The sequence below is a fragment of the Achromobacter insuavis genome, assembly GCF_902859645.1.
Lineage (GTDB): Bacteria > Pseudomonadota > Gammaproteobacteria > Burkholderiales > Burkholderiaceae_B > Achromobacter > Achromobacter insuavis.
This window is the reverse complement of sequence record NZ_CADIJR010000022.1, coordinates 1-14908: the sequence shown is the minus strand read 5'-3', so window position 1 is coordinate 14908 and position 14908 is coordinate 1. Positions and strand designations below refer to the sequence as shown.

14 protein-coding genes are annotated in these 14908 nt (G+C 67.1%); 12 read left to right on the top strand and 2 right to left on the bottom strand.

What is annotated here, in order from left to right; translation table 11 throughout:
• The first annotated feature begins 161 nt into the window (after positions 1–161).
• The 12 genes from H0523_RS13575 to H0523_RS13520 all read left to right on the top strand — a co-directional run bounded on the left by H0523_RS13575 (position 162) and on the right by H0523_RS13520 (position 13785).
• Positions 162–1145: a DUF1852 domain-containing protein gene (locus tag H0523_RS13575; RefSeq protein WP_054433809.1), complete on the top strand. Its 984-nt coding sequence runs from the start codon at positions 162–164 to the stop codon at positions 1143–1145.
• Positions 1146–1170: 25 nt separating this feature from the next.
• Positions 1171–2199: a methionine synthase gene (locus tag H0523_RS13570; protein ID WP_180180076.1), complete on the top strand. Its 1029-nt coding sequence runs from the start codon at positions 1171–1173 to the stop codon at positions 2197–2199.
• A 110-nt stretch (positions 2200–2309) separates the two neighbouring features.
• Complete coding sequence (locus H0523_RS13565) at positions 2310–2819, top strand: flavin reductase family protein (protein ID WP_054433813.1); 510 nt, start codon at positions 2310–2312, stop codon at positions 2817–2819.
• Positions 2820–2897: 78 nt separating this feature from the next.
• The gene (locus H0523_RS13560; RefSeq protein ID WP_054433815.1) at positions 2898–4379 is read left to right on the top strand and encodes a methylenetetrahydrofolate reductase C-terminal domain-containing protein; all 1482 of its coding nucleotides are present in this window, start codon (positions 2898–2900) and stop codon (positions 4377–4379) included.
• Between the two features lie 73 nt (positions 4380–4452).
• Positions 4453–5226, top strand: coding sequence for a hypothetical protein (locus H0523_RS13555; protein ID WP_054433816.1), 774 nt, complete (start codon positions 4453–4455; stop codon positions 5224–5226).
• A 188-nt stretch (positions 5227–5414) separates the two neighbouring features.
• Complete coding sequence (locus H0523_RS13550) at positions 5415–6266, top strand: AraC family transcriptional regulator (RefSeq protein ID WP_180180075.1); 852 nt, start codon at positions 5415–5417, stop codon at positions 6264–6266.
• Positions 6267–6394: 128 nt separating this feature from the next.
• Positions 6395–8614 carry a TonB-dependent siderophore receptor gene (locus H0523_RS13545; protein ID WP_231689823.1) on the top strand — a complete coding sequence of 740 codons (2220 nt, stop codon included), beginning with the start codon at positions 6395–6397 and terminating at the stop codon, positions 8612–8614.
• Positions 8611–9552 carry a Fe2+-enterobactin ABC transporter substrate-binding protein gene (gene fepB / locus H0523_RS13540; protein WP_231689822.1) on the top strand — a complete coding sequence of 314 codons (942 nt, stop codon included), beginning with the start codon at positions 8611–8613 and terminating at the stop codon, positions 9550–9552. Before H0523_RS13545 ends, fepB begins: the two co-directional genes overlap by 4 nt.
• Entirely contained in the window at positions 9549–10568 is a 1020-nt protein-coding gene (locus H0523_RS13535) for a FecCD family ABC transporter permease (RefSeq protein ID WP_054433820.1), read from the top strand. Before fepB ends, H0523_RS13535 begins: the two co-directional genes overlap by 4 nt.
• Position 10569: 1 nt before the next feature.
• Positions 10570–11607, top strand: a complete 1038-nt coding sequence (locus tag H0523_RS13530) for a FecCD family ABC transporter permease (protein ID WP_156333402.1) — start codon at positions 10570–10572, stop codon at positions 11605–11607.
• A 25-nt stretch (positions 11608–11632) separates the two neighbouring features.
• Entirely contained in the window at positions 11633–12454 is an 822-nt protein-coding gene (locus H0523_RS13525) for an ABC transporter ATP-binding protein (RefSeq protein ID WP_054433821.1), read from the top strand.
• 26 nt (positions 12455–12480) lie between these two features.
• Positions 12481–13785 carry an NtaA/DmoA family FMN-dependent monooxygenase gene (locus tag H0523_RS13520; RefSeq protein WP_054433827.1) on the top strand — a complete coding sequence of 435 codons (1305 nt, stop codon included), beginning with the start codon at positions 12481–12483 and terminating at the stop codon, positions 13783–13785.
• 31 nt (positions 13786–13816) lie between these two features.
• On the opposite strand, the gene H0523_RS13515 is transcribed toward H0523_RS13520, so the two are convergent.
• Complete coding sequence (locus H0523_RS13515; RefSeq protein ID WP_231689820.1) at positions 13817–14311, bottom strand: WG repeat-containing protein; 495 nt, start codon at positions 14309–14311, stop codon at positions 13817–13819.
• 121 nt (positions 14312–14432) lie between these two features.
• The coding region (locus H0523_RS13510; RefSeq protein ID WP_218950879.1) for a hypothetical protein at positions 14433–14908 on the bottom strand (476 nt) is incomplete at its 5' end.

Here is a 14908-nt window from a genome sequence, read left to right as displayed (position 1 = left end):
TAAAATCATTTTTATTCATGGAAGGCGCGACATAAAATACGACCCGAATGTTGACAGTGTCAATACTGCTAAATCAAAAAAATCCAAAAAAGCATTGGAAATTACTGAAAAGCAGGAAACAGTCGCGGGTTTTATTTCAGAAATTTGGGCGCCGGATCAGAATGAGTAAAGAGTTCACATTTGCCATCAAGAGCATTTGTTTCGACGAGGATTATCGTCCCGCGGACAATACGCGAATCACGACCAACTTCGCCAATCTGGCCAGAGGCGCGAGCCGTCAAGAGAACCTGCGCAACACGCTGGCGATGATCGACAATCGTTTCAATGCCCTGGCGCATTGGGACAATCCCAAGGGCGACCGCTATGCCGTCAACCTTGAAATCATTTCCGTCGAGCTGAATATCGAGGGCGAAAGCAGCGGCAATGGCCTGCCGCTGATCGAAGTGCTGAAGACCAGCATTCTCGACCGGAAAACCAATGAGCGTTTCGCAGGCATCGTGGGGAACAACTTTTCCTCCTACGTGCGGGATTACGATTTCAGCGTGCTGCTGCTGGAGCACAACAAGAACCAGCCCGCATTCAGCGCGCCGGAGAATTTCGGCGACCTGCACGGCAAGCTCTTCAAGAGCTTCGTGAACTCGAGCGCCTACAAAGAGAACTTCAGCAAGGCGCCCGTCATCTGCCTGAGCGTGTCGAGCAGCAAGGTCTACCAGCGCACCGAAAATCAGCATCCCGTGCTGGGCGTCGAATACCTGCAGGATGAATATTCGCTGACGGACGAGTATTTCAAGAAAATGGGCATGAAGGTTCGCTACTTCATGCCGCCGAACAGCGCCGCGCCGCTGGCTTTCTACTTCACCGGCGATCTGCTGGGCGATTACACCAATCTCGAGCTGATCAGCACCATCAGCACGATGGACACCTTCCAGAAGATCTATCGGCCCGAGATCTACAACGCCAACTCGGCCGCGGGGAAGTCCTATCAGCCGAGCCTGAAGCACCAGGATTATTCCCTGACGCGCATTGTCTACGATCGGGAAGAACGTAGCCGGCTGGCTGTCGAGCAGGGCAAGTTTGTCGAGGAACACTTCATCAAACCGTATCAGGCGGTTCTCGAGCAGTGGTCCGCGGCTACCCCTCATTGATTAATAAAGAGCATCAGGTCTTATCGTGAAAAAATTGCTTCCCACCTCCACCGCCGGCAGCCTGCCCAAACCTTCCTGGCTGGCAGAACCCGAGACCCTGTGGTCGCCCTGGAAATTGCAGGATGGCGGACTGATCGAGGGCAAACAGGATGCCCTGCGCCTGTCGCTGCAGGAACAACAGCACGCCGGCATCGACATCGTCAGCGATGGCGAACAGACGCGCCAGCATTTCGTGACGACGTTCATCGAGCACCTCGATGGCGTGGATTTCGAGAACCGCAAGACCGTTCGCATCCGTGATCGCTACGATGCGAGCGTGCCGACGGTGGTGGGCGCCGTCGCCCGCCGCAAGCCGGTCTTTGTCGAGGATGCCAAGTTCCTGCGCCAGCAGACCAAGCAGCCGATCAAATGGGCCCTGCCAGGTCCCATGACGATGATCGATACGCTGTACGACGATCACTACAAGAGCCGCGAAAAGCTGGCCTGGGAATTCGCCAAGATCCTGAACCAGGAAGCCAAGGAACTCGAGGCGGCCGGCGTCGACATCATCCAGTTCGACGAACCCGCGTTCAACGTCTTCTTCGACGAGGTCAATGACTGGGGCGTCGCCACGCTGGAGCGCGCCATCGAAGGACTGAAGTGCGAAACCGCGGTCCACATCTGCTATGGCTATGGCATCAAGGCCAATACGGATTGGAAGAAGACGCTGGGCTCGGAATGGCGGCAATATGAAGAAGCCTTCCCCAAGCTGCAGAAGTCCAATATCGACATCGTTTCGCTGGAGTGCCACAACTCCCACGTGCCGATGGAGCTCATCGAGCTCATCCGCGGCAAGAAGGTGATGGTGGGCGCCATTGACGTGGCGAGCAATACCGTCGAAACGCCCGAGGAAGTGGCCAACACCCTGCGCAAGGCGCTCAAGTTCGTGGATGCCGACAAGCTCTATCCTTGCACCAACTGCGGCATGGCCCCGCTGTCTCGCGCGATCGCACGCGCCAAGCTGAGCTCCCTGAGCGCAGGCGCGGAGATCGTCCGCAACGAACTCTCGAACTGATTTCGAGACGGCAAATGGCCGTCGCAAGCTGCTTGCGACGGCCAGACTCGCAAGGCCTTCCGTAGCGCTTTCGCGCTGCGCCCCGTCGCCAGTATTCGGCAGTACCTACTATGTCACTCCTCAGTCCCGCCATCGAGCCGTTGCGCTTTCGTGAAGCGCTCGGGCACTACGCGTCCGGCATCACGGTGGTCACCACGCACATCGATGGCGAGCCGATCGGCTTCACCTGCCAGTCGTTCCACAGCGTGTCGATGAGTCCGCCGCTGGTGTCGTTCAGCGTGATGTCCAGTTCGGCCAGCTATCCGAAGATTCGCCAGGCGGGCCGTTTCGCCGTCAACATCCTGTCGGAAGCGCAAGTCGAGGTGTCCAACCAGTTCGCCCGGCGCGGCACGGACAAGTGGCGCGGTATCGACTGGCAGGAATCGCCGCTGGGCAATCCGCTCATTGCCGGCAGCCTGCACTGGATCGATTGCGAGATCCATGCGGAACACGCCGCGGGCGATCACGTGATCGTGATTGGCGAAGTGAAGGCGCTGGATCTGCAGGAAGCCGCCGCCACGCAGCCATTGCTGTATTTCAAGGGGCAATATCGCAACATCGCCGCGCACGGCGCGGCGTGAGCGCGTATCGCCGCTGGCCGCATCCTTGGTGGCCTGAGGTCGCGCGGCGCCCTTTGATCGACACGGTATCGAGCTGTCTTGAGTTCATTGAAACAGGCGCTGGGCGAGAGACGCTTCGCCTGCGTGCTGGAGATCATTCCCCAGCATGCGCCCGCGCGCCAGGCCGCACTCCAGCGGATCGTGCGGCGCGGGCGCCTGGCCGGCTGGCCGTTGCTGCCGGCCTTCGCCGATCGTGTCGGCCTGCATTCTGACCTGAGCCCGCTGCAAGGGGCCGGCGCGTTGGGCGATCCGGCTTCATCCCTGCTGCACTTTTCAGGCAAGGATCGCGCGCGTGCCGACCTGCTGCGCCAGATGGACGCGATGCAGGCGCGGGGCCTGTCGCAACTGCTGCTCCTCAGTGGGGACCGCCTGCCGGGCCATGATCCGGGACGGGCGCCCGTGCGCTATCTGGAGTCGGTGCCCGCGCTGCAGATTGCCCGCGAGCGCGGCCCGGACTGGCTGCTGGGCGCCGCGTTGAACCCATTCAAATACCGCGAGGAAGAAGGCGCCGCGCAGTACCTGAAGGCGCAGAAGAAACTGCTGGCGGGCGCGGATTTCCTGACCCTGCAGCTGGGTTTCGACGCCGCCAAGCATCTCGAGGCCCAGGCCTGGATGCGCGCCCAGGGCCGCGTCAAACCCATGCTGGCCTGTGTGATGCAGCTGACCCACAGGCGCGCGGCGGCGTTGCAGGACGTGCCCGGCATCGTCATCACTGACGCCATGCGCGAATTGCTGGGCAGGGAGCAACAGATATCACCCGCCCATGCCAGCGCGCGCAGCCTCGAGCGGCTGGCGTTGCAGATCGTGGGCCTGCAATGGATGGGTTATGCCGGTGTGCATCTGTCCGGGGTGCATACGCTGGACGAACTGCTGTTGCTGGAGCAGGCGATCGCCGAGCAACGCGATGCGGTGACCTCGCTGTCCGACTGGGCGCAGCGATGGCAGGCGAGTTGGCGGATGCCCGGCATGCCCCAGGCAGGCTTCGCCCCTGACATTGACACGTGGGAGCTGGGGCAGTCCGATGTCGCCGCCACGCCTGGGGAGCGCTTGCGCTATGCGCTGCTTTCCACGGTGCATGAACAGCTCTTCAATCGCACGGGATGGCTCGGCAGCGCCTTTGGCTGGAGTGTGACGCGGCCGTTCTGGAAGACCGGCGTGGCGGCGCAGGCGCTGCACGCGGTCGAACGGACGCTCAAGCGGCCGCTGGTCGGTTGTGACACCTGTGGCACCTGCCGCTTGCAGGACACGCTCTATGTCTGCCCCGAGACCTGTCCCAAAGGGCTGGCGAACGGCCCCTGCGGCGGCACTCGGCTCAATCGGTGCGAATTCGGCGACCGGGAATGCGTGCACAGCGTCAAGTATCGGATCGCCAAGTCCGCGGATCAGTTGCCTGCGCTGGCGCAGACATTGATTCCCGGTATCGAAGCGGGCGACCGGCATCGCAGCTCGTGGCCCGAATGGTTCAAGCCGGAGGATCCGACGCCGGGCAATGATTGCCAATCGTTGCCAAAGTCTGGTTGACGCCTCGATGCTCCCTCAGAATGCACCACGCCTTGGCGTTTGCCTGCCTGTTGCCTGAAGTGGAGCCCATCCCATGCGTACCGAAGCGATTTCCCGACTGGCCGCGGTGGCGGCCGTTGCCGTGCTGGCGGGCTGCGCGCAACCTGTGTCGACCCGCGAAGTCGCGCTCAATGCCGATGGCTACACCACGCGCACCCTGTCGCCCGATGCCCTGCCGCCCGCGGTGCGGGCCAGGCTGCCGGCGGCGGGCACGCAGCCCATGGGGTTTCGCGTCTTGCGCCTGACGGGCACCCAGCATACCGTCGGCATCGACCACGTCGCGGTGGACAGCGAGTATGAGTTGACGTTCCACAATGACCGCGACGATGGCACGTTGCGCAGTATCTATATCGGCAAGCTCAATGGCCTGCCGGTCAACTATGTGTTGGCGCTCAACTATCGCAGCCTGGCGCTGCTGATCCATCAGGCCGGCGGATTCAAGGCCGCGCAGGTGCCGCCGCGCTGGATGGTGCGCGACATCCAGCAATGGCCGGGCGATGTGTTGGCCAATCCGCCGGAAAATGCCCGGTTCACGCTCGAGAGCGAGGGCGGATGGGAAGGGCGGAGGACCGGGCCCAGGCAAACGCTCACCTGCGCCAGCGGCACGGATTATCCCGCCAGCCGGGTCCTGACGCAGATCCCGGGGCAGGCGCTCGATGTGAACTGCGTCGAGACCAGCGAGAACGGCGTGCCGGTCCGCAAGCTGCATTACGTCTTCCTGCGCCGATTCGGCCTCACCATTACCGCCGAGATCGCGACGGCCAGGTCGGTGACTACCATGACGGTCAAATCGGTTCGGGTGGAGTAGGCGCGGAAATGGCGGGCGAACCGAACCGCCCGCGACAACAGGCGTCGACGCTTGCCAGGTTCACATCCGAAAAATACAATGAGAATCGTTTTCATTGATACGGTGCGGCCTGGAAGACCTTCCGGGGCCGCCATGCTCCCATGGCTAGCGTTCTGTCTGGCGCGCCCGGTGCCACCGGCGCGCCGCCCTTGCGGAAGATCCACCACTTGCGCCCCGGCCTGAGCCTGCAACTGGCCTGCGAGACCGATAGCGACGCGTCGACCGGGCTGGCGATGGTCGATGATCATCTGCGGATCGTGCTGGTGCTCGACGGCCGCATCGACGTCAGCTACGGACGCAGCGCCCTGCGGCTGGCGCGCGGGCAAGGAGTCGACGCGGGGGTGGTGACGTTGCGCGAGCCCGAGGAATGCAGGCGAGTGGTGCTGGGCGGCGAATCGTCGCGCCGCGTCAGCATCGGCGTGAATCGGCAGTGGCTGGAAGAATCGTTTGGCGAGACCCGGGCGCTCGCACCACATGGGGTTCCCCATCTGGCCACGCGCAGCTGGCGCGCCTCGACACGGGCCCGGCTGCTGGCCGAGCAGCTCCTGAATCCACCGTCGCTGCCGCGGCAGGTCGCCGGCCTGTATCTCGAAAGCCGCGCCATCGAATTGGTCATCGAGGCGTTGTCGCTCGATGGCGGGGCAGCCGGGCAGGCGACTGATCCGGCGCCGCAGCCCGCCGTTCTGCGCCGCCGCATGGTGGACCTGACGCAGTGGTTGCGGCGCCACGCCGGCGAGCCCCTGAGCATCGAGCAGATCGCGCGCCATATGAACACCACGCCCACCACCTTGCAGCGCCATTTCCGCCAGGCGCTGGGCATTACGGTATTCGACTTCCTGCAGCAGGAACGCCTGCGCCTGGCGCGCCAGGCGCTCGAAGCGGAGGGGATCAACGTGACGCAGGCGGCGGCAATCGCCGGGTACGCCAATCCCGGCAGTTTTTCGACAGCGTTCCGGCGCCATTTCGGCCTGACGCCGCGGCAGGTGCGGGCGCGTCTGTAGCGGCGCCGGCGCTAGCGGCAGATCGCCGTTTGCGCGAACAAATCTGCCGTTTTCACGAACGACGCGTATCGGCACCCCATGCTCTACTCCAGTGAGAACAAATCTTATTTACTCGCAGGAGAAGTCCCGTGCCAGCCCTCGCGCCGAAGCGCCTCCCCTTCCGCCGCGCCGCTCGTCCGGCCAGGCGCCGCGCAGTCTATCCGCTGTTGCTCGCCCTGTCGGGGCAGGCTGGCGTCGTCTTCGCGGCCGACGAACCGGTCAGCCTGGAAGCCGTAACGGTCAATGCCTACCGGCCCGCAGAGACGATCGGCGGCTCGACCAAGACCGACACGCCGCTGCGTGAAGTGCCGCAATCGGTGTCGGTGATCGAGCGGCGCGAGATGGACCTGCGCGGCGTGCGCAACCTGAATGAGGCGACCCGCTACACGGCGGGTGTCTTACCCGAGAGCCAGGGCATCGACAACCGGGTCGATGATCTCTATATCCGCGGCTTCGATGCCGGCAGCTTTGGCGCAAACGTGATGCTCGATGGATTGCGCGCGCCGTCGGACAGCAGCCTGAGCTGGAACCGGACCTCGTTCAATACCTGGAACCTGGAGCGTGTCGAGGTGCTGAAAGGTCCCTCCAGCGTGCTGTATGGCCAGTTGGCGCCGGGCGGCATGGTGAACCAGGTCAGCAAGCTGCCGACGCTGGGAGAGGAGCAGGTGGTGCAGTTGCAGGTCGACGGTCACGGACGCAGGCAGACCGCGTTCGACCTGGGCGGCGCCAACGGCGACGAGAACGTGCTGTGGCGGCTGGTGGGCCTGTATGGCGACGGCGCGACACAGATCAAGCACACCGACCACGAGCAGTGGTTCATTGCGCCTAGCGCCACGATGTATTTCAACGATCACGCCACACGGTTGACGCTGCACGGCCTGTACCAGAAGGATCGGGGCGGCAGCACCTTCCAGTTCCTGCCCTATCAGGGAACGGTGGTGCCGGCCGCCGAGGGCTACATCAAGAACACCACGTTCCTGGGCGAGCCCGACTGGAACACCTACAACCGCGATATCTGGACCGCCGGCTGGCAGCTCGAACATCAGTTCAACGACGCATGGAAGTTCAGCCAGAACGCGCGCTACACGCACGTGGATTCGCTCTACCGCGCGACGGTGGGCAACGGGGTGCGCGGCGCCGCGCTCACCAACCTGAATACGCTCATCGGCGGCCGCATCCTCAATCGTCGCGCGGTGCAGGGCGAAGGCGATTCCGACGCGCAGACCATCGACACGCGCATCGAGGGCAAGTTCGGAACCGGACCGCTCACCCACACGATGATCGCCGGCTTCGATTGGCAGAAGACCGATTGGACCTTCTTGCGCCAGGCCGCGACCGTTTCGCCGGCCGTCATTGCCATCAATGTGTACGACCCGGTCTATACCCATTACGATTTCGAGCCGACGCTGGCCAAGCAGATGTCCACTCGCGAGACCGACTCGCAGTACGGCGTGTACCTGCAGGACCAGATCGCGCTGGACCGCTGGCGCTTCACCCTGGGCGGGCGGCAGGACTGGACGCGCATGGATTCCCTGAACCGCCTGACCGGTGTGCGCCAGGTGACCCGCGACGAGGCCTTCACGGGTCGCGCCGGCGTCACCTACCTGTTCGACAATGGCCTGGCGCCCTACTTCAGCTATTCGGAGTCGTTCCAGCCCACGGGCGGCACGACGCGCGCGGGCAGCGCCTTCAAGCCGACCACCGGCACGCAATGGGAGGCGGGCCTGAAGTACGAACCGCGCCACATCGACGGCATGATCACGTTGTCGGCCTACGAGCTGTCGCAACAGAACGTGCTGACGGCCGATCCGCTCAACGAGGCCGACGAGGCCTACCAGGTACAGACCGGCAAGGTGCGCGTGCGCGGCGTCGAGCTGGAGGGCCGCATCACGCCGCTGCGGGGGCTGAGCGTCATCGGCGCCGTCACGCGCATGGATTCGAAGGTGGTGCGCAACAACGACGGCTACACTGGCAACCGCATGATCCGGGTGCCCGAGTGGATGGGCTCGATGTGGGTGGACTACACCTTCCATGGCGGTCCGCTGGCCGGCCTGGGCATGGGGGCGGGGGTGCGCTATGTCGGCGCGACCTATGGCGACCTGGCCAACAATCTGCACATTCCGGCCTACACGCTGTTCGATGCCGCCCTGCGCTACGACGCGGGCAAGATCGGCGGCATGAACCTGCAGTTGGCGCTCAATGGCAGCAACCTGGCCGACAAGCGCTACGTGGCCACGTGCTCGGCGGCCACCTCGTGCTACTACGGCACCGGGCGCACGGTCATGGCGACCGCGCGACTGTCGTGGTGACGACACGTCGCCGGCTGGCCGCGTGGCTGATGGCGCTCGCGCTGGGCCTGGGGGCGTCGGCGCAGGCGGAGACGGCGCCGGATTGGCCACGGCGCTTCGACAATGCCGATGGCACGCAGACCACGCTGACCGTGGCCCCGCGGCGCGTGCTGTCGACGTCGGTGACGGTCAGCGGCACGTTGCTGGCCATCGACGCGCCGCTCATTGCCAGCGCCGGCGGCGCCAATGGCCGCTTTTTCGATCAATGGGCGCCGGTCGCGCGCGAACGCGGCCTCACGCCGCTGTGGCCGGCCGGGCAGGTCGACCTGGAAGCGGCGTATGCGGCCCGGCCCGATCTCATCATCGTCTCGGCCACCGGTGCCGACTCGGCGCGCGAGCAGCTCGATGCGCTGCGCGCCATCGCGCCGGTCATCGTGGTCGATTACAGCCACCAGACCTGGCAGGAGCTCGCGGTGCAACTGGGCCGGGCGCTCGGCATCGAGGCCGCCGCCGCGCGCGCCATCGCGGACTTTGACGCGCGGGTCGCCGCGGCCCGCGCCCGCCTGCGCATCCCCGAAGGCGCCGTCAACATCGTCAGCTACAACGGCCCGGGCACCAACAATCCCATCGCCACGCCGGCCAGCCCGCATGCGCGCCTGCTGGCCTCGCTGGGCTTCCGGATCGAGGCGCCCGATCCGGCCTGGCACGTGGCGCTGGGCGCGCCGGGCGATTTCGTCTGGGCGCCCTACGAGGCGCTGACGCGCCTGACGGCGCGCACCACCTTCGTGCTGCGCGCCGACGCCGCGGGCGCCGGCGCCCTGCTGCGCGATCCGGTGCTGGCCAACCTGCCGTCGGTGCGGGCGGGGCAGGTCTACGGCCTTGGCCGCGACGCCTTTCGCATCGATGCGTACAGCGCCGGTCAGATCATCGACACTCTGCTCGAACGCTTCGGCATATGACCTTCCCGCACCCGCCGGCCGCGCGCCGCCGCCTCGCCTGGACCTTGCTGCCGGCCTGCATGATCGCGATCGCCCTGCTGGCGTTGGCGAGCCTGATGGTCGGCGCGCGGCCGTTGTCGCTGGCGACGGTGGAGCACGCGCTCACCGCCTTCGATGCGCGTGACAGCGAGCACCTGCTGCTGCGCCATCTGCGCTTGCCACGCACCGTGCTGGCGCTGGTCGCGGGCGGGGCGCTCGGCGTCGCCGGGGCGCTGATGCAGACCCTGACGCGCAATCCATTGGCCGATCCCGGTCTGCTGGGCGTCAATGCGGGCGCGGCGGCGGCGATCGCCGCCGCCATGGCGCTGGGCGCCGCGCACGGGCCGGCGGGGCAGGTGATGGCGGGTTTTGCCGGCGCGGCGGCGGCCGGCGCGCTGGTCTATGCGATCGGCGGGCTGCATCGCGCGCACGATCCGCTGCGGCTGGTTCTGGCCGGCGCGGCGATATCGGCGATCCTGCTGGCCGTCACGCAGCTCATCACCCTCAACAGCGAGGAGCGGGTCTTCGATCAGTTCCGCCATTGGGTGGTCGGTTCGTTGCAGGGGCGTTCGGGCCAGGTGCTGGTGGCCGTGCTGCCGGCCGTGGCGCTGGGCTCGGTGGGCGCGTTGGCGTTGGCGCGCGCGCTGGATGCGCTGGCGCTGGGACAGGACCTTGGCAAGTCCCTGGGCGCGCGGCCGCGCCTGGTCTGGATCGGGACCGCCGTCGTCATTGTGTTGCTGGCTGGCGCGGCCACCGCCGCCGCCGGCCCGCTCGCCTTCGTCGGGCTGGCCGCGCCCCACGTGGCGCGCCATGTCTGTGGCCCCGGCCATCGCCGCGTGATCCCCTGCGCCGCGCTGGTGGGCGCCTGCCTGCTGCTGGCCGCGGATACCCTGGGCCGCGTGATCGCGGCGCCGGACGAGATCAGCGCCGGGATCATGGCGGCAGTGCTGGGCGGGCCGCTGTTCGTGGCGCTGGCGCGCCGTGCCGGGATGGGCTGACATGCGCGACGCGATCCATTCGATGGCTTGGTGGCGGCCGCGCGTGGCCGGCGCGGCGCCGCGCGCCGCGCTGGCCGGCCTGGCGTTGCTGCTGTCGGCCGGGATCCTGGCGCTGGTCGCGCTGGGGACGGGCAGTGGCGGGCTGTCGCTGGGCCGCATGCTCGACATGCTGGCCAGCGGCCCGCCGGCGACGTCTGGCGAGCAACTGATCCTGGGCTTTCGCCTGCCACGCGTGTTGACCGGCCTGTTCGTGGGCGCCGCGCTCGGCGTATCGGGGGCGGTGTTCCAGTCGCTGTCGCGCAATCCGCTGGGGTCCCCCGATCTCATCGGCTTCACCACGGGCGCGGCTTCCGGCGCCTTGCTGCACATCATCCTGTATGGCCCGTCCGTGATCGGCGCGGCGGGAGGCGCGGCCCTCGGCGGCCTGCTGACCGCTGCCATGGTCTGGCTGCTGGCCTATCGCCGTGGCGGAATGAGCGCGCGCCGGCTGGTGCTGGTCGGCATCGGCGTGGGCGCGATGCTGCATGCCGTGAACGGCCTGTTGCTGGTCAAGGGCGACCTGGATCATGCGCTGTTGGCGAATCTCTGGTTGTCTGGCTCCCTCAATGCGCGCACCTGGACGCATGCCTGGCTGGCGGGGGGCGCCCTCGCGTTGTGCCTGCCCCTCGTGTGCGCGTCGGCGCGCGGTCTGGCTTTACTGGAAATGGGCGATGACCTGGCCAACCAGCTGGGCGTGCCGGTGGCGCGGGTGCGCGTGACGATGTTTTTCTGCGCGGTGATGCTGGCGTCGCTGGCCACGGGCGCGGCCGGGCCGATCGCCTTCATCGCGCTGGCCGCGCCGCAACTGGCCCGGCGCCTGCTGGGCGGCGCGGGCCCCTCGATCATCGGCTCGGCCGCCATGGGCGCCTGCCTGGTGATCGGCGCTGACGTGCTCGGCCAGCGGCATCCGTGGCAATTGAACCTGCCCATCGGCAAGCTGACCGGCTTGCTGGGGGGGCTTTACCTGATCTGGCTGCTGCTGCGCCGCGGCCCCCGCTGACACAATCCGATTGCGAAAAGCCTGCATGCGCGACTGCCCTCCACCTCCGCCCTCAGATGTCGTGTTGCGCGCGCGCGGACTCACGCTGTCGCATGAGCTGTCGCCCGTGTGCCAGGACCTGGACCTGGATATTCCCGCCGGACGCATCACCGTCATCCTGGGGCCCAACGGCTGTGGCAAGTCGACGCTGCTGCGAGGATTGGCCCGCCTGCTGGCGCCGCAGGCGGGCCGGGTGGAACTCGAGGGCAAGGCGCTGCAGCGTTATGGCGCGCGCGAACTGGCGGCCCGGTTGAGCCTTCTGCCCCAGGCGCCGCAAGCGCCAGACGGCATTCGGGTAGGGGAGCTGGTCGCGCGCGGCCGTTATCCGCACCAGACCTTCTGGCGGCCTTGGTGCGCGGCCGATGACGACGCGGTGCTACAGGCCCTGGCGCAGACCGGCCTGACCGCGTTGGCCGACCGGCCGGTGCACACCCTGTCGGGGGGGCAGCGCCAGCGCGCATGGCTGGCGTTCGCGTTGGCGCAGAACGCGCCGGTGATGCTGCTCGACGAGCCCACTACCTATCTCGATATCGCCCACCAGCTCGAGGTGCTGGACCTGTGCCGTCGGTTGAACCGGCAGCAGGGCAAGACGCTGGTGATGGTGCTGCATGACCTGAACCAGGCGGCGCGCTATGCCGATCACATCATCGCGCTGCGCGACGGCAAGGTCGAGGCCTGCGGGCCGCCGGTCGACGTCCTCACGCCGCAGCGGGTGCAGCGCCTGTTCGGCATCCGCTGCGTGGTGATGGCCGATCCCGTGTCCGGCACGCCCCTGGTCGTGCCCATTGCCAGCGCCGCTGGCGATTGAATGCGTATTTCAAGGAGTTCCGCGTCATGCAGTCATCCCCCTTGTGCATCGGATTGTCCCTGGCCGCCACGTGGCTGTCCGCCTCGGCATGGCGGCGGCCGGACAGCCAGGTCGAGCGCTTGTGCGACCTGGATTTCTACCGTCGTGTCGCGCAGCGCGCGGAGGACGCCTGCCTGGACTTCGTGTTCCGCCCCGATGCGTTGTTTTTGGACCTGCCGGCGCTGGCGCAAGGCCCGGGTTTCAGCAGCCTCGACCCGGCGCTGTTGTTGGCTGCGCTGGCGCGGGACACGCGGCACATCGGCCTGGTGACGACCGCCGCCACCTCGTTCAATCCCCCCTACGTGGTGGCGCGGCAATTGCAATCGCTCGATTGGATCAGCGATGGCCGCGCGGGCTGGAACATCGTCACGGCGCTCGACGGCAGCCAGAACTTTGGCGATGCGCCGCTGCCGCCGTCGGCGCAGCGCTATCGCAAGGCGTTGGAGTTCACCGAGGTGGTGCAGGCGCTGTGGCGCAGCTATCCGCAGGACGCGGTGCTGGCGGACCGGACATCCGGGCGGTACGCCGATCTGGCCCGCATTGGCCCGATCGCGCATCGCGGCGAGTATTTCAGTGTGCAGGGGCCGTTGAATGTGCCCGCCCGCGCCGGCGGCCGCATTCCCCTGTTCCAGGCGGGCGCCTCGGACTGGGGGCGGGATTTCGCCGCCCGGGTGGCCGACGCGGTGTTTGCCGCAACGCCCGACGTGGCTTGCGGCCAGGCCTTGCGGCAGGACCTGCGGCGGCGCGTGGCCGCCTATGGCCGCGAGCCGGACGCGATACGGATGCTGCCCGGCCTGAGCTTGTACCTGGCGCCCACCCGGGCGCAGGCCCGGGCGCTCCATGAGGCGACCCACGCGGGCCAGGATGCGTCGCGCAAGCGCCATTACATCGGGCAGGCGCTCGGCCTGGACGTCGAGCACCTTGATCCGGCGGCGCCCATTACGGCGCGCATGCTGGGGCAGCCGCAGAAGGGGTTGCGCAGCCCGACGCATGCCCAGTTGCTGCGTCGTCTGATCGAACGCGAGCAACCCTGTCTGCGCGAATTGCTGGCGCGGCCCGAGGCCAGCGCGTCGGCGCATTGGACGGTGGTCGGCACCGTCGACGATGCGGTCGATGCGATCCGCCAGCGTGCCGACGCCGGGGCGGCAGACGGCTTCATCGCCCTGCCGGGCGGCGCGATGCAGTCGCTGGACCTGTTCCTGGAGGCGGTGGTGCCGCGGCTGGCGGCGCTGGGGTTGGCGCGGCGCGCATATGCCAGCACGACGTTCGCGGGCAACCTGGGGTTGGCGTGAGGGTCGACGGCGCGTGCGTTCGCGCCGCCGGCTAGTTAATGACCTTGCCCTGCCGGTCGATCGATTGCCAGTCTCCGCCCGACCACCAGCGATGCTCGCCATCGCTTTCATTCTTGCAGCCATGGCCCACGCTGGCCTTGCCGTCCTTGAACGGAAAGGCGCAGTCGTAGACCGGGGCGACGACGATGGCGCCCGTTTCCTCGTCGGCATAGCCGATCTTGCCGTTCAGGCGGATGCGGTAGCGCCCGTCCTGCGGATAGTCAGGCCCGTTGTCGAACAGGTAGACCTGGTAGGGCTCGCGCAATTGCACGTCGGCGACACGGAATCCGCCGGCTTGTTTGTCGAGGTAGATGCAGTAGCGAAATGGATTGCTGGCGAGGAAGCACTCGTCTATCCATTCGGGCTCCAGGGCCTGTTGCTTCAAGGTCGCGCGGGCCTGTGCGGCGGCGTCTTCGATGTCGGCCTGGGCGATGGCCGGGAGCGGCAGGGCCAGCAGGACGAGCAGGAACGGGCGGATGAAGGACATCGCGGAGGGCGGCAACGGCCGTGACAAGAGGGACGGAGCGTCATCATATGCCGCTTCCCGCGAGCCGCGCGGCGCCGGGGTGAAACCCCGGGGCCGTGAATGGCGGCAAGACGCCGCCGGGTCAGGCCGACGCCGTCATGGCGCCGCCGGCATCCATGCTGGCGGCGCCCAGGCCGCCACTGTCCAGACCGCTCATTGCGCCGCCGCCTTCGATCGCGTGCGCCGTCTTTTCGGCGTCGGCCAGGGCGTCCTGCACCTCGGCGACCTGTTTCTGGGTGGCCTTGTCCTGCATGCGCAGCTTGCTCTTGAGCATGGCGAGCAGTTCCTTCATGGCGCGGATGGCGTCGCGCACCGCCTGGGCATCGTCCTGGCGGCGTTTCTGCTCGACCTGCCGTTCCTGGCGGGAGTCGGCGGCGGACGTCGACTTGTCGTCCTCGCCGCTGGCGCCGTCGGGTTTGTCTTGCTCGCCGGGCACCGAGACGCCCTTGGCGGCGTCGCGCGGCGCCGGGGTCGCGCCTTGCGCCGCGGGGGCGGGATCCGCCGCGTCGGCCGTGTCGGCGGCGGTCGCGACGGCGGTGTCGCTGGCGGCCGCATAGG